This is a genomic window from Crocinitomix catalasitica ATCC 23190, from assembly GCF_000621625.1.
GTDB lineage: Bacteria > Bacteroidota > Bacteroidia > Flavobacteriales_D > Crocinitomicaceae > Crocinitomix > Crocinitomix catalasitica.
Window position 1 is genome coordinate 81,139 of record NZ_JHXV01000009.1, and the last position, 24,439, is coordinate 105,577.

At 34.7% G+C, this 24,439-nt stretch carries 24 protein-coding genes; 4 read left to right on the forward strand and 20 right to left on the reverse strand.

Features of this window, described 5'->3' with window-relative positions:
* Positions 1-174 precede the first annotated feature (174 nt).
* Positions 175-2,088, forward strand: a complete 1,914-nt coding sequence (locus tag T367_RS0107230) for a tetratricopeptide repeat-containing sensor histidine kinase (RefSeq protein WP_027419240.1) — start codon at positions 175-177, stop codon at positions 2,086-2,088.
* Between the two features lie 10 nt (positions 2,089-2,098).
* Positions 2,099-2,842, forward strand: coding sequence for a LytR/AlgR family response regulator transcription factor (locus tag T367_RS0107235; RefSeq protein WP_245593028.1), 744 nt, complete (start codon positions 2,099-2,101; stop codon positions 2,840-2,842).
* Positions 2,843-3,265: 423 nt separating this feature from the next.
* Here the strand turns inward: T367_RS0107235 and T367_RS0107240 are convergent, their stop codons facing one another.
* From T367_RS0107240 to T367_RS0107265, 6 genes are all read right to left on the reverse strand, one after another.
* Positions 3,266-3,916 carry a DUF2306 domain-containing protein gene (locus T367_RS0107240; RefSeq protein ID WP_027419242.1) on the reverse strand — a complete coding sequence of 217 codons (651 nt, stop codon included), beginning with the start codon at positions 3,914-3,916 and terminating at the stop codon, positions 3,266-3,268.
* 38 nt (positions 3,917-3,954) lie between these two features.
* Complete coding sequence (locus T367_RS21715; protein WP_051568426.1) at positions 3,955-5,637, reverse strand: phytoene desaturase family protein; 1,683 nt, start codon at positions 5,635-5,637, stop codon at positions 3,955-3,957.
* 1,256 nt (positions 5,638-6,893) lie between these two features.
* Complete coding sequence (locus tag T367_RS0107250) at positions 6,894-7,382, reverse strand: hypothetical protein (protein ID WP_157454156.1); 489 nt, start codon at positions 7,380-7,382, stop codon at positions 6,894-6,896.
* Positions 7,383-7,640: 258 nt separating this feature from the next.
* Positions 7,641-8,489, reverse strand: coding sequence for a hypothetical protein (locus T367_RS0107255; protein ID WP_027419244.1), 849 nt, complete (start codon positions 8,487-8,489; stop codon positions 7,641-7,643).
* Between the two features lie 204 nt (positions 8,490-8,693).
* Positions 8,694-9,359 carry a hypothetical protein gene (locus tag T367_RS0107260; protein ID WP_157454157.1) on the reverse strand — a complete coding sequence of 222 codons (666 nt, stop codon included), beginning with the start codon at positions 9,357-9,359 and terminating at the stop codon, positions 8,694-8,696.
* 321 nt (positions 9,360-9,680) lie between these two features.
* Entirely contained in the window at positions 9,681-10,238 is a 558-nt protein-coding gene (locus T367_RS0107265) for a hypothetical protein (RefSeq protein ID WP_027419246.1), read from the reverse strand.
* A 398-nt stretch (positions 10,239-10,636) separates the two neighbouring features.
* Between T367_RS0107265 and T367_RS0107270 the strand changes: the two genes are divergently transcribed.
* Entirely contained in the window at positions 10,637-11,992 is a 1,356-nt protein-coding gene (locus tag T367_RS0107270) for an NAD-dependent succinate-semialdehyde dehydrogenase (protein WP_027419247.1), read from the forward strand.
* 221 nt (positions 11,993-12,213) lie between these two features.
* Here T367_RS0107270 and T367_RS0107275 read toward each other — a convergent pair whose 3' ends face one another.
* The 14 genes from T367_RS0107275 to T367_RS0107340 form a co-directional block, all read right to left on the reverse strand.
* The gene (locus T367_RS0107275) at positions 12,214-12,981 is read right to left on the reverse strand and encodes a hypothetical protein (RefSeq protein WP_035842853.1); all 768 of its coding nucleotides are present in this window, start codon (positions 12,979-12,981) and stop codon (positions 12,214-12,216) included.
* A 16-nt stretch (positions 12,982-12,997) separates the two neighbouring features.
* Positions 12,998-13,729 (reverse strand): hypothetical protein, encoded by a 732-nt coding sequence (locus T367_RS0107280; RefSeq protein WP_027419249.1) that lies wholly within the window; start codon positions 13,727-13,729, stop codon positions 12,998-13,000.
* Positions 13,730-13,735: 6 nt separating this feature from the next.
* Positions 13,736-14,095 (reverse strand): DUF4180 domain-containing protein, encoded by a 360-nt coding sequence (locus tag T367_RS0107285; RefSeq protein WP_027419250.1) that lies wholly within the window; start codon positions 14,093-14,095, stop codon positions 13,736-13,738.
* Positions 14,096-14,105: 10 nt separating this feature from the next.
* Entirely contained in the window at positions 14,106-14,489 is a 384-nt protein-coding gene (locus T367_RS0107290) for a DUF3037 domain-containing protein (RefSeq protein ID WP_027419251.1), read from the reverse strand.
* Positions 14,479-15,258: a HipA family kinase gene (locus T367_RS0107295; protein WP_027419252.1), complete on the reverse strand. Its 780-nt coding sequence runs from the start codon at positions 15,256-15,258 to the stop codon at positions 14,479-14,481. Before T367_RS0107295 ends, T367_RS0107290 begins: the two co-directional genes overlap by 11 nt.
* Positions 15,259-15,339: 81 nt before the next feature.
* Positions 15,340-15,741, reverse strand: a complete 402-nt coding sequence (ruvX, locus tag T367_RS0107300) for a Holliday junction resolvase RuvX (RefSeq protein WP_027419253.1) — start codon at positions 15,739-15,741, stop codon at positions 15,340-15,342.
* Between the two features lie 7 nt (positions 15,742-15,748).
* Positions 15,749-17,749 carry a Na+/H+ antiporter NhaC family protein gene (locus T367_RS0107305; RefSeq protein WP_051568427.1) on the reverse strand — a complete coding sequence of 667 codons (2,001 nt, stop codon included), beginning with the start codon at positions 17,747-17,749 and terminating at the stop codon, positions 15,749-15,751.
* A gap of 62 nt (positions 17,750-17,811) precedes the next feature.
* Positions 17,812-18,411, reverse strand: a complete 600-nt coding sequence (locus T367_RS0107310) for a hypothetical protein (protein WP_027419255.1) — start codon at positions 18,409-18,411, stop codon at positions 17,812-17,814.
* Positions 18,412-18,413: 2 nt separating this feature from the next.
* Complete coding sequence (locus T367_RS0107315) at positions 18,414-19,097, reverse strand: head GIN domain-containing protein (protein WP_027419256.1); 684 nt, start codon at positions 19,095-19,097, stop codon at positions 18,414-18,416.
* A 16-nt stretch (positions 19,098-19,113) separates the two neighbouring features.
* The gene (locus T367_RS0107320; protein WP_051568428.1) at positions 19,114-19,959 is read right to left on the reverse strand and encodes a hydroxymethylglutaryl-CoA lyase; all 846 of its coding nucleotides are present in this window, start codon (positions 19,957-19,959) and stop codon (positions 19,114-19,116) included.
* Entirely contained in the window at positions 19,959-20,996 is a 1,038-nt protein-coding gene (locus T367_RS0107325; protein WP_027419258.1) for a quinone-dependent dihydroorotate dehydrogenase, read from the reverse strand. Before T367_RS0107325 ends, T367_RS0107320 begins: the two co-directional genes overlap by 1 nt.
* 86 nt (positions 20,997-21,082) lie before the next feature.
* A complete protein-coding gene (locus T367_RS0107330) occupies positions 21,083-22,033 on the reverse strand; it encodes a hypothetical protein (RefSeq protein ID WP_157454158.1) in 951 nt (316 codons plus the stop codon).
* A 155-nt stretch (positions 22,034-22,188) separates the two neighbouring features.
* A complete protein-coding gene (locus tag T367_RS0107335) occupies positions 22,189-22,992 on the reverse strand; it encodes a GldM family protein (protein WP_027419260.1) in 804 nt (267 codons plus the stop codon).
* Positions 22,982-23,593: an RNA polymerase sigma factor gene (locus T367_RS0107340; protein ID WP_211252690.1), complete on the reverse strand. Its 612-nt coding sequence runs from the start codon at positions 23,591-23,593 to the stop codon at positions 22,982-22,984. The genes T367_RS0107335 and T367_RS0107340 overlap by 11 nt, the downstream gene beginning before the upstream one ends.
* 197 nt (positions 23,594-23,790) lie before the next feature.
* Between T367_RS0107340 and T367_RS0107345 the strand changes: the two genes are divergently transcribed.
* Positions 23,791-24,399 carry a SanA/YdcF family protein gene (locus T367_RS0107345; RefSeq protein WP_027419262.1) on the forward strand — a complete coding sequence of 203 codons (609 nt, stop codon included), beginning with the start codon at positions 23,791-23,793 and terminating at the stop codon, positions 24,397-24,399.
* Positions 24,400-24,439 lie beyond the last annotated feature (40 nt).

Here is a 24,439-nt window from a genome sequence, read left to right on the forward strand (position 1 = left end):
GCGCTGTGATAAAATGAGGGAAAACCAATTTTGAATGAGTCTACCCTATTCAACCCTTCAATTTGAAAGGTCAATTTAAATTTGACTTAAAAAAATTGCATTAATTTTAACAAGACAAAACGACTAATGAATATGAAACTGCTGCGGCTACAACTGATCCTTTGCTTTCTCTTTATGGGAACAATTGGCATTTATGCCCAGAATAATTCGAAGTATAGTTCTTATTCAAAATCACGAAGTAATTCGATTGACCGACAAGCAATTACCAAAGCATTAAATCATGCTAAAAGCATCTATAAAGACAGTCTTTCGCGTGCCTTATTAATGGTAGAATCGAACCTAATTCTGGCAATTGAGAACGATTTTGTACCTGAGCAAGCATTGGCTTATGGAATTCTAGGTGAGTTCAATCAGTACGCTGGGAATTATAAAGTAGCAATTAGTAATTATCAAAAGTCAATCGACTTAAAAGACAGCAACCAATCTGCATCAAAAAAACTAGATTTAAATGGCGCTATTGGCAATTCTTATATGGCTTTAAACGATTATTCTAAAGCTATTCAATACTGGAACAAGTCGTTAGAATTATCAATTACGCTAAATAAAAGTGCCCAGAAGCAGCAATACCTATTAAAATTGGGGGATGCCTATTTAAAAACAGGAAATTTAGATAATGCTGAAGCAAAATATAAAGAAGCCTTATTGACGGCGAATAAAGAGAAGGATAACCAAACCATTGTAAATTGTAATTTAGGTTTAGGTAAGGTTGAGGAGAAACGAAACAATACAAAAGCTGCCGAAAATTATTTCAATCGGGCAAGTAAATTAGCCGTTAAAATAGAGTCCGACGAATTGGCCAATAGCTCCATGAATTCGTTGAGTAATTTATACGAAAACACCAATTCAACCGCGCAACAAATTGAAGTGCAAGAGCAAGCTTATTCTTATAATGTGAATCGCAGCAATACAAAAGCGGCAATGGTAAATCAATCTAATATTGCCAATTCTTACCTCGATTTAGGCGTAGAAGATGCCGCAGTTGAGATACTTGAGGAGTCTGCTGAAATTATTAAAAAGGAAGGCAATTCACCTGAGAAAAGGATGTTTGTAAAAACCCTATCTGACGCTTATGAAAAAAGTGGTGAAGTTGGAAAAGCTGCTGAATTGCTGACGGAATATGACATGTTGGTTGATTCTTTTAAAATGTTAGAAGGACAAAAAGAAGAATTAATAGCAGCGAGAAATAATTTGATCAACTCGACAGAGAATAAGATCTTATTACTTGAAAAGGATCGTGAATTGAACAATAAAACAATTGAATTATTACAGGAACAACAAGCAACAAAGAATGAAGCCATTAAAAGGCAAAAAACAATCACTTATTTCCTTCTTTTTGGATTGCTTATCATACTAATTATGGCCTTTTTCATTTATAGGAATAATAAGCAGAAACAAGAAAGTAATCAATTATTGACGCTTAAATCACTACGAAATCAGATGAATCCTCATTTCATTTTTAACTCTCTTAATTCGGTCAATACTTTTATTGCAAGTAAAGATGAACGCTCAGCGAATAAATACCTCTCTGAATTTTCAAAATTAATGCGTGAGGTCCTCGAATATTCGCAAGACGATTTTATTCCACTAAAAAAGGAAATTGATATTTTAGAACTTTATTTAAACCTCGAACATTATCGATTTAAAGATGTATTTGACTTTACGTTAACTATTGATCCTGCTATCGAACTAGAACATTATCAAATTCCACCGATGTTATTGCAGCCTTTTGTTGAGAACGCGATCTGGCATGGTTTAAGATATCGAAAATCAAAAGGACATTTGAATATTTCTTTTAAAAATGAAAGTAATTATGTACTGATTGAGATCATTGATGATGGTATTGGTAGAACCGCTTCTAAAGCCTTAAAAACAGAGAATCAGAAGAAGATGAAGTCAACTGGATTAAAGAATGTAGAGGATCGACTCACATTGATTCAAGACATCTTCAAGAAAAAATTGAATATTGATATAGAAGATTTAAATGCTGATGGCAGCGGAACAGTGATCAAAGTCCAATTACATGCGTAAACCGAATCAAATGAAAGCGATAATAATAGAAGACGAAAAAATAAGTCGAGAGATTTTAAGAAACTACTTAAAAACTTATTGCCCTTCAGTTGACTTAATGGGAGAAGCCAATAATATTGACGAAGGGGGAAATTTGATTCAACAACATCAACCTGATGTCATTTTCTTGGATATTGAAATGCCTTATGGCAATGGTTTTGATTTATTGGCAAGGTTTGATGATATCGATTTTGAAGTCATTTTCATCACAGCATTCAGCGACTATGCCATTCGTGCTATTAATTTAAGTGCTGCCTATTATATTCTGAAACCGATTGACATTGACGAATTGGTTTTTGCAGTTGAAAAGATTGCCAAAAAACTGAACTCGCCTCAAACATTCTCGCCGAGTAGTGTTCTCCAAGCGAATATTAAGAGTCTGTCCAACAAAGATCAGAGAATAGTATTGCCTCAAATGGATGGATTTGAAGTGGTACAAATCAAAGACATCATTCGATTAGAAGCAGCAGATAATTATTCCATTTTTTATATGGCTGATGGTAAAAAGTATACCCTCTCTAAGACCTTAAAATATTACGAAGATTTATTGGTTGAATTTGGATTCTTGCGTAGTCATAAATCACACCTCATCAATTTAGCGCAGGTTGCGAAATATAAAAAGGGAAAGATGGGACAAGTTATTTTCTCTGATGACAGTACTGCCCTAGTTTCTCCGAATGCGAAGAAGGAATTGATGGCTTATTTTGCGAAATAAATCTATGATTCAAACTTTTTAATAATGTATTTTATATAGTTGTTAAATTCTTATTCTCGAAATACTAAATCATTTAACCTTCTCTTACTTTTTTTTCTGCAAAAAAAGTAAGCAAAAAAGGCAGCCTGGCAGGGCCTAACTCTTAGAGCCCGCTTTTACTCACCAACGCCACTTTTGTAATTGGAAAAGATCGGCGATCTCCAATCAGAGATTGGAGCTTCCTCACTTTTTAGCCAATTTCAATTCGTTTCTTATGGCTCTTAAAAGAATGGCATCGACGCTCTTAGTTTTTTTTTAAATCATTAGGTCTCTCCAAATACTTTTAATATGTATATAGCAAACGTTTTTTATACGATGGTCTACCCTAGTTTCGCCGAATGCGAAGAAGGAATTGATGGCTTATTTTGCGAAATAGCAACCTTTTTACTTTTTTTCTAATTTGAATTTTTGGATATAAGATCTTCTAATAAAAATAATAGCTATTGTTCCAACTACTGTTGGCAACAGAAAGTTCAATGTATTTTCTCCGAATAAATTTTGGATGGACGCAAAAGCTGTAGTTGCCGCTATAAATGAAATAATCATACGCGTTAGGTGCTCAAAATACCAGTCCAGTTGACCATATTCTATTTTGGACCTATCTTGCTTCAAAATAAATTTGCGGATGTCTTGGAGCGTAGAGATAAAAAATATCCCGCCAAATACAGCGAAAATAATAGCAAATGAGGTTTGCCCAATCATGAACAATCGAATGGCGTAATACAACATGAGCAATGCCAGCAGGAAACTCACACCAAAAATTATTTTATCGAATAATTGAATGCCTTTGTTCTTTAAATGACCGATTCGTGCACCTGTCAAGGCGAAATAAAACCCAAATATACCGACGATTGTAATTAAATATCCGCCAATATATGCACCTGTAACGATTAAAGGTAACCATGCATAAAAATAGACATTCCCTATAATTCGGTGAAGTTTACCACCTTTCTTTAAGATCATTTGTAGTATTCCTGTGATCAAAATTATCACACCGGCATATGCATGAATCTGTACAATCAATTCTCTAGTCATCTGCTATTCTTTATCCTAAAATAACAATAACTAAGACATTACTCTACCTCATCCTTCAATAAATGTTTCAGACCTGATCCAACTCTAGCTCGCTTCACTTCCATTTTTTTTAACATCCATTCCGGATAATCCGACTGATCTTCCGCATCATAAATACGAATATTTTGTGTTTCATCCGGTTGAATTAAGTCATCTTGCGTACAACCTAGAATTTTAGCTGCGGTTTGCACACCAGAATAAGCTGCGCCTGCCACACCGTGCGAAATAATACTCGCTCCACACAAGTATAACTTATCAATCTCACTCTTCGTTTTATAAGCAAAAGGCCCAGTTTGTTTAAAGCTTTTTTCCGTTCCGTAAACACTCCCATCTGTCGAATTGATATAATATTCGTTCGTCATTGGTGTACCCAAATCCTTTTGAATAATCTTATCTGAAACACCAGGTAAAACACGCTCAAGACTTTTAATTATTTTATTCGCCATGCGTTCTTTAAACGCCAAATATTCAGGAGAACGTTTCTGGTCCTCTCCATTAAACTGATCAAATGCATTGCGATGAATATACGTCACCACCTCTAAAACATGGTACTTCCCATCAAAACTAGGCGGATCTTTTAAAGTCGTACAACTGATAAACATTCCCGGAAATTCTTCCCCCGTCGATATGTCTGCCTGCATCATCTCTTCGAATAATACATCCGTATCTTTATCCTGCATCATCCAAATATTCCCAGAGTCTAATCCAGCCGCTTTCACATCCATATCAATCGTTAAAAACAACATCAATGAAGTACAAGAGTATTTGGTATTCGATAGGCGTTTAATCAGCTTGTCACTTAAATTTTCTTTACCCACCATTTCTAGGTAAGTCCTATTCGGATCGGCATTAGAAATTACAGTTTCAGCATATATTTTCTCACCATTCTCCAATTCCACACCAATGGCTTTCTTTTTCTTTGTGCCTTCCGTCAAAATGCGTTTAACACCCGTGCTTGTTCTCACTTCACTCCCATTCTTCTTCACCACATTGGTCATTGCTTTTACAATAGCACCTCCACCACCCATTGGGTAGAATCCGCCACTAAAATAATGATCCATCACCGCACAATGCAGCGGAAAACTTGCTTTACCCGGAGGCAAACCATGATCGCCACATTGTACATTCAATGCTTTAATCAATAATGGATCTTTTAAATGCCAATCCATCACTTTTTTCAAGCTGAACAAGCCGTATTTACCGAGGTGACGGGTACGAAAGGGAATCGTAACATTGTCCCAAAACCCACTCATTTTAGGAATCAAATGCAACTGTGTACTTACATTTTTAACCGTAGTCAAATACTTATTGATACCCTTTTTCTCATGCGGAAAACGTTCACCCAATGCCGTTTTTAATTCCTCCAAACCAGCAGGTAAATGCACCCGTTCATCACCAATCCAGCAATGTTCGTAAGCTTTCGGATTCATTCTAAAAAACACCAAATCATTTGCAATTCCAAGTCCTTCGTACAGCTCACTAGTCGACTCACCTTTACCCAGCAAACCTATATAATGTACACCAGGAGAGAATCTATACCCATTCAAGTAAAAACTATGGCACCAACCACCTGGTACATCATGTTGTTCAAGTACTAAAACCTTTTTCCCTTCACGTGAAAGGCAAACAGCTGCAGCCAAACCGCCAGCACCAGAACCTATAATAATTGCATCGTAATCCATAAAAGCGTAATCTAAATTAAATGTGATCAGCTTTTGGAAAAACTACGAATAAGAAATTGCCATCCACCTGGTCGTGATTTATGGCATACTTAAAAGTCCTAGGCTAAAAATTTTAGGTGGTAATATACAAAAGAAGATTGATTTTTAAAACTCCTTTAATGGTCATTTGGGTGTTCCCCCAATTGCAACCCAACAAGTTGTGCCGCAATTGGGGTCGGGCTATCCGTTCTTATCTTTTTATTTTCCCCTCTGACTGAGGCACTTCTAGAAATTCAACCTTAATAAAAAGGATATCCACTCCTATCCCTAACACAGGTAATTGAAAAGACAGCAGGCAATGGAGTAATTAGGTTAAATTGAAAAGAGCTAGACATGCTCATAAACCAAATTTAGCGAGCGTAGGACGTGTATGACCTTTGGCGGATGAATATCCTGCGCAGCCTATCACAAACCCTGCGCACCGGGTTTTACGTCAAATTACCATTTCGTGCTGACTAAATTACCACGCGAAAGGATTGACTTCGTCGAATTGACATTTCGCACGTCAGCGGTGGGAGCAGATTGGTGTTTAGTTTTTAATTATCTGTGGGGTTTTGTGAATGCCTTATTTTCACAAACAGCAGGTAGACTAAGAAAATCAGCGCTATTAAATAAATTAAAATATTTCCATATATCTCGATCTCAAACCTGTAAGTCCTACTTTCATAAAAAGCAATAAATAAAACTAGTAACGATTCAATGACACAAAATACTAGAAAATACTTTAGTTTTTTTTTAAAAAATGATAAGCCAGCGATTAACACAAAAACTGTTGACAAAATTATTATTAAGTCCATTTTTTTCTTTTTATTATTTTAACTCTTTAAAGTAGGTTTTTATAGCATGTTTGACATTCTAATGGACTAGAATTAACCTGCTCCGCAGTAGCTGCGCTGCTGCCGAATCTATCAAGCAATAGTTTTGTTAGGTTTATTTCTAAAGGCATATAGCATACTGTTTCAATCAACTAAAAATAACAATAAATAAGTGGTTATAGCGTGGTTATAGAGGTTTATTAGAAAGGATTGTTTTGGTTTCAATTTGACTTTAAAAAACCATATAAATGAACTCTACGTCAAATTACCATTTCGTGCTGACTAAATTACCACGCGACAGGATTGACTTCGTCGAATTGACATTTCGCGCGGCAGCGGTGGTTGATATTAACTAATCTTGGTACACTAATTTTGAATTGCTTTGGTGTTGTGAATGCATTTTCACATCCTTTTTAAATAATAATCTGGGTCCTTAATCTCTTGATTTAATACTTTGTTGGAATAAGGATGGACAGCTTTTATCATACCTAATTCAAAAGATTTTGCCAAATACCAAAAGAGATGATTTACCAAAGCAGTATCGGTTGGTTCAATAATCACATTTGAATCATGAAGCTCAAAGTAATAGTAATAGCCGTACTTGGAATTGTTGATCAGAGCCATTCTATTGGCATAAGACACAAAACTCATTGGATCTTTACTGTAGATGAGAAACCAATCTGCTACATCTAAAAATAAACTGTCGTTATTTTCTTCAATTGCCTTCTCCGCATCTTTATAATATTCAAACCTAAGCCGTGTGAAGCGATCAATTTCTACTTCTTCTTCAATTTTTTCTGACTCAATACTTTCACTTTGTACATTTTCAGGTTGACAAGAATAAAAAAACAAGACTACAAAAAAATAAATTATGAAATTAAACCTGACCATGTTAGTATGATTATTTTATTCTTCCCTTTTTTCCGTGTTCTGCAGTAGCTGCGCTGCTGCGGTTACTATCAAAAAATTGTTTTCTAATTCTCATCACAAATAAGCATTTAACATACTATTTCTAGCAACTAAAAATAACAATAAATAAGTGTTTTTAGTAAATTGTAATTGAATGTTAAATTTGAATTTCGCGTACAAATTTGCAAGCGGAGGAAGTGTCCGACCACTCGTGGATGAATATCCTGCGCAGCTTGGGCGCTACCAACTTTCTATAAACATTTTAACTTTTTTAACTTTTTCTTCAGTAAAATAAAACGGATAATAACCTGTAAGATAGTGATATATTAGTTTTTTACATAATTCGTCAATTGTAATTTTTGATTCATAATCAAATTCGCTTTTTTGAGCATCAAATTGGAGATCATTACATAAATCATCTGAACCAAGTAAATTTATTAAAATGTTGACTTGTGTGCTATCGATCCAATTTCTTGGTAAAAACATAACATTTACAAATAATGGTCGCCTTTTTAAAAAACTGATCATCGTATCTACTTTAAAACCAGAATAATAATAATATTCTTGAAAATTATTTGTATTGACAGTAACTTCTTTGACTAATTCTGTATTCAAGACAACATCATTTTCACCAAATTCGAAAATGTCATAAGGATTTCCTTTGTTGTCAAAATATTTCGTGAATCGATTAATTCTAGAATTTTCAGTGTAATATGAAGATAAATTTTGGTCTTCTGTTAAATGCATTGTGAAAGTAACATCCTTATCTCCCATTGAAATAGATTCAATTCTTCCGTTAAAAAAATAATTTATTTTAATTGGGAAATTAGAGTCAATATTATAGCGATGTACACTTAAAATAGTGTTCTGATTATAATACTCATCACTTCCAACACAAATGTCCCTATTGCGATCATCTAGTTTAGTTGAATCATAGTAATTAACCGTCATACCATTATTTTCATTTTTCCAGTAAACAGTATCTGTGTAATATTTATAGTCCTTTGATTTTACAAAATCAATAACATTTTGAGCTATTACAAACTGATAATTAACTACAATGAAAATAACTATTAAAAAATTTTTCATATTAATATTGGATATTAACCCAGCTCTTCACCGCTTAGCTCCGTAGTAGCTGCGCTGCTAGGACCCTTTATGTTTAATTGGATCGTATGTTTTACGCCTTTTTCGATTAGCGAAATAAATTGATTTTTTTAATCATCATATTTCTTAATTGAACTATCGTAAAGATTTATATTTACAACAATATTCACTACCGCAGAAATTCAGCTACTTATCCGAATATAAATACTTTAAGTCCCCCATTGGATGGTTGTAGAACCCAAAACAATTATCGACAATTGTCATCCAATATTTTGTTCTCTTCTTAAAAAAATCGGAATTAGAAAATTGGGTTGTTGGAAGTTCACTTATTTTAATTTTATCTACAACTTGTTCTATTTCATTTTTTTTAGGAGCCCAGCTCAAGTAATAGGCTCGACTCACTGTTTCCTGGACTAGCTCTTCACCACCTACATAATACGACAAAAAAACCAATTTTTTTTCACTATAAGAATTTGTGGTTTTATTTTCAAATCGATATAAAACCAATGGGTTGAATAAACTGTCAAGTTCAATAATATCAACACAGGTCTGAAAACATGTTACATCATACATAATCATACCATCATTCCTTTCGTAAAAGATTTGAAATTCACTTGGATCATCAAAATAATAAGCTTTCCAAGTAGAGTCATTTTCTTGTAATATATCAATACTTAAATTTCCAGTAACACTGACTCTCCCTTTTGAAACAGATAATTCATTCAACTCAGTGGAGGAATTATATTTAAGTGTTTTTTCTTCAGCTGTCAAGTTTTGTTCTTGCTGCTCAGGCGCGCAATTGAAAAGTGACAAACAGAAAAATAATATTAAGCCTATAATTTTTTTCATCATTACTAATGATTTGAATATGTTCCTGCTCCGCAGTAGCGGCACTCATTACCTAGCAACACTTTGGTAAGGTATACTTCTAAAGGAATTTAGCATATCATCTCAATCAACTAAAAATAACAATAAATAAGTGTTTTTAGTAAATTGTAATTGAATGTTAAATTACAATTTCGCGTACAAATTTACAAGCGATTGGTCCCGATAGCTATAAGGACGCGCGTCAGCGGGTAAATTGGCACTACGAGTAAAGTAAAGTGCTGAGATATCAAATTGTATTAGCGTATTATGTGAACTACCATTGAATGATATGAATAAGCAATGATCCTATTCACAGTTAACAACCGCGATAGAATTTGTAATGTTATTAGAGTTAGAAATATTACTTTCAAACAAATCCATTAGTTCAGTGCATTCACCAAAATAAGGTCCAATCCGTTCAGAAATTATTTTTCGAGCTCTTGGATGCCACTTCTCAAACTCTGTTGATGATCCTAACATTAAAATTTTTCTCTCAACCGGGTTAAACCCTTGATTTAATGCATCCTTCGGCCATATATAGAAGTACGTATTTTCTCCTTGCCAATAACCTGTCAATACATATTTATCGTTAAATGCAAAAACTTCTTGTAAACGTTTCATTTTTGAACTTATATTAAGACCATAATATAGTCGATTTCCCATTCTAAATTCTTTAATTTTTTTTTGGGGAAGCTTTATACTTTTACCATCCATACCTTCGGCATAAAAATATTGACCACTAATGCTTACGTCTTTACATTTCACCGTATCACCTTCGTATGTAATATAAAACCCTTGGGCATTTATAGATGAACTAACAAAAAAGATAGACAAAAGAATAATTAATTTTATGAACTGATTCATAGCAAAAAATAGTTTTATTTAATAGTTAGGGTACCAAAATTAATAATTCTAATGAATAAAGGAATATAATTTAGACTTGTATTAAAAACTTGAGTAAAAGATAACAAATCTTATGTAATTCTAGTTATTGCAGGACTTGACTTGCTATCGGCGATTCACCACCCGGGTACTTCGCGTCTAGGTTGTATTCATTCTATTTTTTTTATATAGCTGTTTTGGTCGACCTTACTTCGACTGCGCTCAGCACGGAGTACTGCCTTTTAATATCAATCGAGTGGGATACATCATGAGAATGTTGTTCTTCTCTGTTATTATAATTTTCAGTTAAAAAAAGCATTGATGAACCAAATTGCAGATAATTCGTCATAACTTTAAATATTCATTCACAATTAAAGAATATGGCAATTAAAAGCATAAATCCCTATAATGGAGAAGAAGTTGGTACATTCACGGCACTTTCATCTTCCGAATTAAACAGAAAATTAGCACTTTCCCAAACGGCGTTCAATTCTTGGAAAAAGACAAGTTTGGCTGAGCGCACGACTTTAATGGCAAAAGCAGGTAATGTCTTAAGAGAGAATGTTGAGGAATATGCCTTGATGATTACTTTAGAAATGGGCAAACCAATTTCTGAATCAAGAAGTGAAGTGAATAAATGCGCATGGGTTTGTGATTATTATGCCGAAAATGCAGCTGATTTTTTAGCCAACGAAATAATTGAAACAGATGCTCAAAAAAGTTTTGTGCAACACGATCCTCTAGGTCCTATATTCGCGGTTATGCCATGGAACTTTCCGTTTTGGCAAGTTTTCCGTTTTGCGGCGCCTACTTTAACTGCTGGTAATACTGGATTGTTAAAACATGCTTCCAATGTTTTTGGATGTGCACAACTCATCGAAAGCGTATTCATTAAAGCAGGGTTTCCTGAAGGGGTATTCCAAAATTTAATCGTACACCACGACAGTACGGAACAAATCATTAGTCATGACGCTGTAAAAGCTGTTACATTAACAGGTAGTGAAGGTGCAGGTTCGGCTGTTGCCGCTATAGCTGGTAAATACATAAAAAAATCTATCCTCGAATTAGGAGGTAATAATGCCTTTATTGTTTGGGATGATGCAGATATTGATAAAGCCGTTGAAAAAGCTGTTACTGCACGTATGTTGAACTGTGGTCAAAGTTGTATTGCAGCAAAACGTTTTATATTAATGGAAGGTATTTATGATGAATTCGTCACAAAATTCACAACTGCAGTAAAAGAACTTAAGACTGGTGATCCACAAGATGCATCTACTGAAATAGGTCCTTTGGCACGGAAAGATCTTGCGGATGAATTACACAAACAAGTAAAGGAGTCCATTGCTCAAGGTGCTGAACTCCTTTTGGGTGGTGAACAAGATGGTGCTTTTCATGAACCTACAATTTTAGGAAACGTAACCACCTCAATGCCGGCATTTAAAGAAGAAACTTTTGGACCATTGGCTGCGATGATTAAAGTAAAAACAATTGAAGAAGCATTCGAACTTTCTGAACAATCTCGTTTTGGTTTAGGCGTTACGGTATGTACTGAGAATACCGATAAAGCATTAAAAATGGCTAGCGAAGTGTCCGATGGCGCCTATTTCATTAACGAATTGGTGAAGTCTGACCCTAGATTGCCGTTTGGTGGAACGAAATATTCTGGCTATGGTCGTGAATTGTCTAAAGATGGGATGATGGAATTTGTGAACAGAAAGACTGTTTATTTGGCGTGATGAGATAAAAGATTGCCGATCGGGACCTCTCGGCTTCGCCGAGACCTTACTTCGACTGCGCTCAGCACGGAGCACTTCGGCAAGCTCAGCACGGAGCACTTCGGCAAGCTCAGCACGGGGTACTTCGGCAGGCTCAGCACGGGGCACTGCCCAGTGGACTATATTCCGTGCAGATTCTTCGGAGTTCAGGCCGACATTTTTTTTAGTAGTTAAAGCTTTAATTATCCCAACATAAACCCCAATATCGGTCTACACTTATCGTTACAAGCAGGATAGAATGATTGGTGTACCTTAACTTCTGAAGGATTGGATTGTCCCCACCAAAATTCTGCAATAGCCAAAGGTTTTAATTCGTGCCGAAAAGCATAATGCAATAATTTGGGCGCAGCACATTCGCCCGAACCCGCTGCTGGTTTTATAGCATTGTATTCATCGAAAATAGTGAAGAGACTTTTTTGCTCACCTGATTTATTTAAAAAAACGTATTGATCGAATAAAGCTTCTTGTAATTTTATGGAATGCTCTTTTCTTGCAAATTTAAGTTTCTCTATCTCATCTAAATAACCATCTGCGGCTTCTGCTTTAAGTTTCTTGATCTCATTGTTCATCTCTGTAATTTTCCGCATGCCCTTGGTGATGAAATTATCATTCGTAGTAATATCGAATAAGGAGGGCACAAAGATTTGAGGACTTTCCACATCTGCAATTTTACCAGAATAGGTTGACAAATAACCCAATTCTCCAAACTCATTTTTAACGACCAGTACGCCAAACATTTTTCCTTTAATAGGCCCTTTTTTATTCACCTCTTCCGCTGTCCCGAAATTATGCATCCAATTATCTTGTTGCTGTAATAAATAATTCTGTAATTCGTTTGCGGCAATTTCACAAATCTTTGGAATGGTTGTTTCAAAGGGATCATTGAGAGCCGAAGGAATCATTTCATCGAGATCTTTAGTGATAAAAGGAATAAAACAGTTGGCTTTCATGTGAATACTAATTTATTTATTTGAATTCAGTATTCCGTTTATTCAGATAATATGGCAATAAAGTTTGCATACCATGCTGGAATCTGTCTTCACAATTTTCAATTTCACCTTTATATTTGATGGCATTAGGAACAGCCAAATTATAGATTCCTTTACCCTTCGCCATTTTTTCTAATTGCTTTAACGACTTTATTGATAGTGATTGATAAAGTGGCTCTAATATATGACACTGCTCATTTCTACCATATTCTACAATCCATTCATGTGCCGCTTTTGCTTCTATTTTTTCAGACGCCAAATAGAGCGTTTTTAAGAGCGGAAACGCATATTCGAATACTGTTTTCGAACCTTTGTTCGCAAACTGCTGCAATTCTTTATTTCGAACGATGATTCCTTGAATGAGTGTTCGGTCAAGTTTTGCTAATTGTTTGGCGGCAATGGCAGCCAATCCAATCCATTTCACTTCATGCCCACGCTCTATTCGAATGACATCAAACCATCGATAAAAATCTCGAATCTCCGCAATAGATTGGTACTTATGAAATCCACTATCCGACTGAAGATTGTATAAATTAGCTGCTTGCCAAATTTCAGATCCTTTTTTTCTATCTTTCTTTAACCAATGGCCCGCTTTTAAGGTTTCATTTCCAGTCGTTTTTTGATAGGTCTTTAAATTATCCCATTCCTGCGCTATACAAGATACAGTCGAACCAAAGAAAAGAATTAGACTAATTATTAGAATTCGCATAAATATCTAGTTGGCTAAAGCATTTAAAGCTTCTTTTATAGATGACAAAAAATTGACTTGATTTCCTTTATTGCTTTCAAAAATAAAATCTTTTATACTCTGCTTTTTTAAACTTGAAAAATCTCCGACAATTACCAATCGCATCCGATAATTGGCAAACTTCTGTAAAATTTCTCCAGCAATTCCATTCTTTAAATTAAAGAAATCTGGAGTTATCGTATTTGCATAAATGATCACACGGTCAAAACCTTGATAATAAAGATCCCCCATTAAGTCTAAACCATCTTCTGAAGACTGAATAATTAAACCTTCCGCTTTTACCTCAGCGATTTGAATTAACTTTATTATATGCGTTTCAACGATCATAAACTATTCTTTAAGCGACAAATTCTTCATATAAGTTCGATAATACTTGATCTGGATTCTCACATAAACCTGCATGTGGTTGTGAACTTTGTATGATGGTACTTCGCGATGCTGTTAACCATCTAAATCGATCGGGTAATTCTAATTCGCCCAATTTACCTCCATCACTTTTACCTTTGCAAACCTTTTCCCAAGCTTTTAAATAATCAATCAAATCATCAACTTCTAATTCGTTAGAAAAAGCGGACAATTTAATAGGATCAATATGGTATTTAACCTCGAGGTATTTTTTCCTTTTACAAAATATAATGACACCAACATTAAAGAACTCTTCTCGCTCAACTTTAGGCACCACTCTAATAATTGCATATTCGAATTTTACTTTATCCTGCATCCTCAGCTTCTTTTACAAGTGTATCAATCATTGCCAATTTAGCGGTAAGATATTGTATATACGCTGCCCTCATTTGGTCGGGCGTAAATTCAATAGAATCGTCCAATAACCAATCTTCAGGAACCGTATTCACAATTGCTTCAATTTTTGAGGCGGTGAATAAGGTATTTATCTCTTTCGCAGCTTCCTTTAATTCGGTTGATTGCTTTAAAAGTACGTGGTCTTTAATCATTGGAAATGTTCGGGTGAGATGATTCTGCCATGTTTCCCAATTGTGGTGAAAATAGCAACTTGCTCCATTGTCAATCACCCATAATTCGTTATGCCAATTCAATAAGTTGGTATTCTTAACCGTCCGATCGATATTACTTATAATACTATCAAGCAAAACAATTTTCGAAGCTATTTTTGGATCGACTTTCGTCACTAAAGGATCGTAAGTGATTGCTCCAGACAAAAAATGTAAACCCAAATTCAAACCAACACTAAAGTCGAGTAGATCTTGAATTTCTTCGTCAGCTTCAGTTGCACCGAATGAATTATCAAGATTCATAAAAACCAATTCCGGCATATTCAACCCGAGTAATCGAGCTAATTCACCACCAAGGAATTCGGCGATTAATGCCTTTTTTCCTTGACCGGCACCTCTAAATTTTAAGACATACATAAAACCATCATCCGCCTTCACAATAGCCGGCATCGATCCGCCTTCACGGAGTGGTTTTATATACTGAACAACATTTACTGTTCGGATATCAATTGAATTCATGAAAGCGAAGTTAGAAAAACTTGAATTGTTAATGGCTAATCCGACCTTTTTAAATTGATAAAGACTGATTAAAATGATGAATTATCCCATATAAGACTGCAAAATAATCGTTGCGCTAATCTCGTCGACTAAGGCCTTATTTTGTCTCTTCTTCTTACTTAAACCACCGTCAATCATCGCTTGAAAAGCCATTTTAGATGTAAAACGCTCATCAATCATGTGAATAGGTTTACCAAAAGTTTCTTTTAGTTTATTTTTTAAAGCCTCAACTGCAGCAGTAGAATCCGTTGCTGTTCCATCTAACTTTTTGGGGTCCCCTAAAATTATGGCCTCTACTTGATGTTTTGAAAAATACTCATGTAAAAACTTAAACAATTGCGGCGTATCAACAGTTGTCAATCCTGAAGCAATAATTTGACTGTCATCTGTAACTGCAATTCCAGTTCTTTTTGATCCGTAATCTAAAGCAATTAATTGTGCCATAACTTTTTTAATTTAACGCATTATTATCGCTTGGTTTTCCAAACAATTCGATGACTAAAACAATTGCAATTCCACCTAGCAACATACCCAATAAAGGATGTAGGCCTAGGGCGGATAATATTGTGCCCATAACCACCGAAATTAATCCAACAGTTAAAGCATAAGGGATCTGAGTACGAACATGGTCAATATGATTACTCCCACTCGCCAAAGACGATAAAATAGTAGTATCTGAAATCGGCGAACAATGATCACCTAATACAGCACCGGCGAGAACTGCGCTGACAGTATTGTAAAATAACGCCATTGCATCTGCATATTCGTAAGCATAAGTATCTGAAGTAGCTATTGCCCATGCTGCAGGAAGAATAATAGGATATACCAAAGCCATTGTCGACCATGACGAGCCCGTTGAGAACGCAACTACAGCCGCCAGAATAAATGTGATTGCAGGAATCAACCAAGGAGAAATAGAATCACCTATTAAGCCTGTTAAAAATTCTGCTGTATGCATATCTTCCGTAACAGAAGCTAAAGCCCAAGCTAGGATAAGAATTAATATTGCCGAAATCATCGTTTTGAATCCAGAAACAGCTGTATTAACAGTCTCTTCTAATTTCATGATGCGTTGACCAACCGTTAAGAAAATGGCAAATACAAGTGCAGATAATGATGACCATAATAGAGCAGCATAAGAATCTGACGCTCCAATCAAGGTGCCTAATTTTCTAGTAAAACTATCCGGACTTCCATCCAGTAAAGACATATTGCTCCATGTATCACCCCAACTATTCAAATTCAATTCTGGATGGCCTCCTAATAATTCGTTCTTTAACGAATCAAATCCAGTAAACATCAAACCTAACATCGTTCCAAATACAATTATGCCAACAGGAATCACGGCATTAAAAGCGCGATATTTAATTCCACTTACAGGTTTTAAATCTTCAATCTCCGTTAAATCGGCATTGTTCACTTCTGGATTTATTACTTCACCAATACGAGCGCGGCGTTCGGCTTTAAGCATAGGACCGAAATCTTTCTGTCGGATGATTAAATAGAAGACAAAAAACAAAGTTAAAATTGGATAAAAAGAATAAACCAAACTATTTAAAAAGATCGAATAAACGCCTTCAGATATCACCTCACCATTTGCATTAATCCCTTCTACTCCACTTGCTATATAACCTAGTTCAGCTCCAATCCAAGTTGTAACAAAAGCGATTGCCGAAACAGGCGCTGCAGTAGAATCGACGATATATGCCAATTTCTCACGAGATATTTTTAAACGGTCTGTTACTGGTCGCATTGTATTTCCGACAACAAGCGTATTGGCATAATCATCAAAAAAGATCGCTAATCCTAAACACCAGGTAGCCAATTGTCCGTTGCGAACAGTATTTGCATATTTAGTGATCCTGTTTACAATTCCTTGCATCCCACCATTCCTAGAAATAATCGCAACTATTCCTCCAATTAATATAGAGAAAACGATGACACTTAAATGTCCAGAATCGTTCAAAGCGCCAATAATATATGTATCAATTACTGTAAAGAAACCAGAAAATATTCCAATAAAACCATCTGCATAAAAACCTATTATAGCCGAACCAATGAAGATTCCTGAAATCAATGAAAAAACAACTTCTTTGAAGATTAAAGCTAAAAATATGGCAATTAATGGAGGCAAAATCGAAGTCCACAAAGGAATCACACTTGTTGGTTTTCCGATTGTTTCAACCTGATCGAATACAATTCCCTCATCACTAAAGAAAGTTGGTTCGATCATGTAAGCGCCGTCAACTTCAACGATAGCCAGTGTATCAAAATGATTTCCGTTTCTTAATTGGATGAAAGACGTGGTATTTTCAGTCGGTAAAACATCAAAATAAACAGCTGCTTTCGTTCCATCGAAGGCAATATCAGGAAACGTTAATTCAATCGCTTGCGCATGCGCATTTCCAAGAGAAAAGATTGAGATCAATAACGTGAATAATAAATTACGCATGAAACAAAAATATAAAGTAATCTCGAATGCCGATCAAAACTTTTGATTTATGCAACATTTATTTAATGACCTGCCGTAAATGCTGGTAAAAGAATATTATTAATAGAATCTTTTAATTCGGGTTTGATATAATGATCATTGATTTCTTCTACATCTGCAAGATCATATTTATCAACACTCCAAACGTGTTTGATTGCCACCACACCTATTTCAGGATCATCATAAGCGATCAATAAATCGTTATAACCCGATTTGGTTGTGCGCATTTCTAATAGATATCCGAGGTATTGATTGACAATTTTATATTTACCAAATACATTTTCAATCACCACAACCTGATGAACTGGCGCACCGAATAATCCTGGAACCATTTCAACAATGAAGCCACTTTCAAGACTTTTTTCTGGCTGATATTTAAATATTCTAAAATTCTTTGCTTCACATAAAGGCAATCCTCTAGTAGAGTCTAACAGTGCACAGATTCGAAATTTCTCAAGGATATCTACAGCAACCGAATCCAATTCTGGATATTCGTTATCCACCAATAAGGTTTCCGCTGGAAAAAGATCTTCAGTTGATACAGCATCTTCAGATTTGCCACTACAAGCAATTAAAAAGATCGATAAAAATGAAACACTAAGAATTTTAAAGGTATTTTTCATTTTTATTTTAGCTTCGTTATTTTACCACCCAACTTGATGTCTTCAACTATTTCTTCAGGATTACCTCTGTAATTGACAGAACCTCCAGTAATAATTTTAACATTTAATTTTTTATTCACTGAACATATAATTTCACCGCCAGCTTTAACTTCTGCTAGGACATTATCTGCATTGACATCTATTGCACCAATGGTTCCTCCTGCAGCGATACGATAATCCGCTGAAGTTGTTTGTCCATCAATACCAATTGAACCACCTGCATTAATATTAACTTTTAAGGAAGTACATTCCACTTTCATATCCAGACGTCCACCAGATTCGCAAGTTGCAGAAATGATATCACCTGTTAAAACACCTTTAGCAAATACTTCTGCCCCTCTTTTAACAGTTACCGACCACAATTGGTTGTAATAAACTGTAATTTCAAGATTACGAGATTTATAATTATCGCCTTTAATTTTAATAATCAATTCACTGCCTTCAACTTCTGTGACAATTTTCTCATCTGCTAAATCGTCTTCTTTATTGTTTATTTTGACGTATTCTTTATCGCTAGCGACTAATTTCACTTTATAATTACCAGAGATTAAGACTGAATTAAAAGCAGAAACTTCTCTTTCAAAACTTCCAGCAGTTGCGCCAAATGTAATACATAATGTTAACAGGGTAAAGAATATATTTTTCATAAAATTTTATTTTTTATTAAAAAACCAATTGTGCTTTTGCCAATGATTTTTCGAAAGCAATATTATCAATATTTGTACCAATATTATTTTTATCAAAGTACATTTTCATACTTTCAGTTACCATATTTCCAGTCAAATCATCCGAAGCCATTGGGCAACCACCAAATCCGTTAATTGCGCCATCAAATCGTTTACAACCTGCCTTATAAGCAGCATCCACTTTCTCCCAAACCTTTTCAGGTGTTGAATGTAAATGTGCACCGAATTCGACATTTGGTAATGCTGGAATCAATCCTTCAAAAAGTTCTTTAATATTTTCAGGATTCGATACACCGATTGTATCAGACAGAGCAATAATTTCTATTCCTAACTCACTGTGTAATTTAGTACTCCAATTTGCTGCTACTTCAAGATCCCATTCATCACCGTAAGGATTCCCAAATGCCATTGAGATATAGATGACTAATTTTTTATTCTTTTGAATTGCCAAGTTTTGAATTTCTTCAACACGTGTTAAAGACTCTGCTATTGAAGCATTCGTATTCCTTTGTTGAAATGTCTCCGAGATAGAGAAAGGGTAACCTAGATAATCGATTCTATCAAAATTTAAAGCGTCAACAGCACCTCTTTTATTGGCAACAATAGCTAATAATTTCGATTTGGTATCCGTTGTTAAACCTGCTAAAACTTCTGCAGTATCTCTTAATTGGGGAATGGCTTTTGGAGAAACAAAACTTCCAAAGTCTATCGTATCAAAACCAACCTCCAACAATTGATTGATATACTCAATTTTAGTTGCAGTTGGTATAAATTCGTGAATGCCTTGCATTGCATCCCTTGGACATTCAATTATTTTAATCATTATTTTCTATTTTTCAGAATGGCTTTATTGATATCTCTCACCAATGCTGGACCTTCATAAATAAAGCCAGTGTATAATTGTACTAAATCAGCTCCAGCTTCTAATTTTTCAATCGCATCATCAGCAGAATGAATTCCACCTACTCCTATTATAACAAAACCTTTATTACTTTTTTCAGAAAGGTATCGAATCACTTTTGTACTTTTCTCTCCGATCGGCTTACCGCTTAATCCCCCACTACCAATTGCATCTAATTCAGACTTAGAAGTAATTAATTCACTTCGGTCGACAGATGTATTAGAAGCAATTACACCTTCTATTTTAGATGAGAAAACGATGTCAATAATTTCATCCAATTGCCCATTATTTAAATCTGGTGCAATTTTTAATAAGATTGGTCGCTGAATTGTTTTTGTTTCGTTGATAGATTTTAATGTACTCAATAGATCAACTAAAAAATCACGATCTTGTAATTTCGCAGTATCGCCAACATTCGGACAACTAACATTCACTACAAAATAATCAACGTAAGGGTGTAATTTTTCGAAATTCTCAATAAAATCTGGCTTTGATACATCATTAGGAGTCGCTGTATTTTTCCCAATATTCCCGCCTATAATTAATTTGGTAGATTTATTTTTAAGTCGTTTACTAATGACATCAACACCATCATTATTAAACCCCATTCGATTGATCAATCCCTGATCTTTCTTTAATCTGAAAAGTCTTTTCTTAGGATTGCCAATTTGCGGTTTTGGCGTTACTGTTCCAATTTCAACAAAACCGAATCCAAAATTCTCTAATTCGTTTATAATGAGTGCATTTTTATCAAATCCAGCAGCAATTCCAACAGGATTTTTAAATTTCAGTCCAAATACCTCTTTGGCTAAATTTGGATCATTTACACTAAACTTTTTACGAATAATTGCACTTAACCCAGGAATCTTGGCAGACAATTGAATCATTTTAAACGTAAAGTGGTGAATCCTCTCTGGATCTATTGAAAAAAGTAATGGTCGAATAACCCTTTTATACATGCGTTCAAAATTTCTACAAAGTTAATACTCAAATAGCAGAAAACAAGAAGATTTAATGAATATAATTAAAGGAAAACAGATCTTATTTAGAATCTGTATCTCCATTTTAATTTTTTAGTGCTTTTATCAGATAGGTTTCTGATGATTGAGATATTGAAAAACATGTAACCATCATTATGATTTGCATCGCCTCTCAATTCACCTTCAGCAGTCCATGTTTTAAAAGTTCCATCAGACGGATCGGCAAAATATGCTGCAGTTGTACCGTAAGCCGCTCGAATGGCGTCATTATCGTAATATTCACCACCGACATCATCTAAATAATCGGTAAAGGTTTGTGTATAACTCAATTCGAAAGACATTCTCCAAACACGATCGAAACCATATTTAAATCCAATTCCAAAAGGAATTCCAAAGCTCACGAATTTATAAGGCTCTACCGCGTCAGGTAAACCTTGACCTTCTGTATTTAAAGGACGTAAATTGGTCCAACCTCCATCCAAATTACCTTGAGGGATATAACCTAAAAACGAGATTCCAGAAAACAAATAAACAAGCGTATTTCTATTTTTATCACCTTTTAAATCAGGAATATCATATCTTGCTCCGTAATGCTCGTCTCTAAAAATCAATATTTCTAGCCGTTGTGACAATTCAAATAAATGTGTTCGGAAGCTCAAATTTCTATTCCTTCTAAATGGGTCATTAGTATAAGCATCATCCCCTTTTAAAACGGCATATTGAAAAGTTGAAGTCGTCGCCAACCAACTTGCCAATCTTCTTCTATAACCGAAATGACCTGAAGGCCGCGTTGTATTCCACTCAATATCAACAGGTGAGTAATGTGTCCCTGTTTTATCTAAACCACCAAGATCTCCTAAAAAGTTAGAAATACCAATACCAAAAAGTAATTCACCTCTTTGCGTTTTCCAATGATCCGAACCCGTAAAGTTCGAATGTTGCGCATAAGTATTTATACCTAGCAAAAAGCTAAACACAACTAACATACACAACTTAAAATGGTTAAAATTCTTCATATCAAAGTACACGCAAAAATAATATAAAATCACAATATAGAAAGATGATCAGCGGATTTTTTAATCCGCTACACCTTTGTAAATTATAATTTTAAGACCTGACGAACATTTAGTCCATTAGTTGTGTGAATACTATTTTTAGAAATCTAAATTATTCAGTTCGCTAATACATAGCGTAATGGATTTAAACGAATTTCTAATCCGTCTTTAATCCTAGCTTTGATATTTTGGAAATAAATAGTTTCACCTTCTTCAACTTTAGCTATCGCTTTTTTCATTTCGTCATTTAATTGATTGTTCTCCGCTTCAAAAACCTCTCCGCCTAAACCATCAATTAAATGCATTTCAAAATGAATAATACTGATATCCGCTACAGTTGTTATTCCTTTATTATCAAGCAATTCAGAGCGTGTAATTTTACCACCTAACTTATTATGGATACGTGGCGCTAATTCCATCTCGTTAGCATCATAACTTTCTGTCAAACTTGTTTCAACAGCGAATTTAGGGGAAGTTTCTTGAATAACTTCTTCCTTTTTTACTTTTGACTTGGCATTTGACACTTCTTTTTTGCTTAAAGTAGTTTTTTTATCATAGGATTTATTTTCTGTTTCATTACTTATTTCTGTGACCTCTTCATTTGCAATAGACAAATAGGATACGGTTTCTTCGGGCTCAACATTTACCAATTGCGCAAGTAGTGGCGGTGCGTCAGTTTGGATATTGATTGCGGCCGTTTCAGGTAATCGAATTTGTTCGTCACTCGCATTAAAGGAGACGACTCCTCCGATTATCAAACTAACCGTGGCAATCCCGGAGGTGCCCATAAACCAATACTGTTTGTAAAATGGTTTGGTGAGCACCGCGTGATTTCCAAGAACTTCACTAAAGTTTCTTCTCGCCATAATTTCCGAAGAATCAAGATGAGGGCGATCAATATTTATCTTTCTATTTTTCATTCTCTATTTGATTAAATAGTTTTTTCATTTTCTTCAAAACGCGATGTGATTTAACTTTCGCGTTGTTTTCTGTTATCTCTAGTATTTCTCCAATTTCTCTAAACGATCTTTTTTCAAAATATCTCATTTCAATTAATTGCACCTCGTCATCATTCAATTCACCTATTAAGTGAATTAACATTTTTCGATCTTCATCAGTACCTGCTTCCTCCATTTCGTCGATCATATCAGCTAAATGTACAGTATCAATATTTACAGTTCTTTTCGCTTTTGAATCACGAAAAGATTGATACAATTCACTTTTTGCAATACGATACAACCACGAAGCAAAAGGCACGCCTCGATATTCGTACTTATGTATATTATTCAGCGCTTTAAGGAAGACTTGACTGGTTATGTCAAAAGCCATCTCCTTATCATCTATTCGCTGATAGATATATCTAAGTATCTGTTCGTAATACTTGTTATAAAGTGGCTCAAAGCCACGAGGATCTTCTTTAGCATACTGAATCCATTTAAGTTCCTTCAACAGCTTATCCTCCGTATGGTGATAAATTGAGTTAGTAGGCATAGTTTTTTGTTTGGTTTTAATTTCTTGCATTTATATAACCGTTTTTCATGGAATGGTTACAAAAGATATAACAACATTGTTGCCACACTTATAAATCAACGTAAAATGTACGGAATTATTGTGTAGTAAACAACAAATAATAGTTCGCATTCTACGAATAAAAATCGAATTATTCTTTATTCATTATTGCGAGATTAAATATATGTAACAATCAAGATATTAGCACAATGAAAAGATTAATCAAAAGAACATTTCAGCTCTCAGTTGTTATATTAGCATTATTAGTCATTAGTAATATTGCCGTTTATTATAATGCTAGAAAATTTATTTACAATGATTTAAATAAAATACCAAAGAATGAATTTGGACTTGTTTTAGGTTGCGCCAAGTTGGGTAAGTATGGAATTAACTCCTATTTTAAGCATCGAATGGAAGCTGCGATAGAATTGTACCAACATGGCAAAATCAAAAAAATAATTGTAAGTGGAGACAATTCCAGAATTGGATATAATGAAACTGGTGACATGAAAAATTATTTGGTAGAAAGTGGCATTCCAGCCAAAGATATCATTGAAGATTTTGCTGGATTTAGAACATTAGATTCAGTTCTGCGATCGAAACACGTATTTAAATGTACCGCGATTACCATTATTTCACAAAAATTTCACAACGAACGTGCAGTTTATATTGCTCAACAAAACGATCTTAAAGTTTATGCTTATAATGCTAAAACGCCTAGAAGTCATACAAAGTTAGCTCAAATACGTGAAATTTTAGCGCGATTATTAATGTTTAGTGACATCCACCTGTTTAAAACTAATGCAAAATTTTACTAGTTTTATTGAGATAATTAAAACTTCTTTTATAATTTCGCAG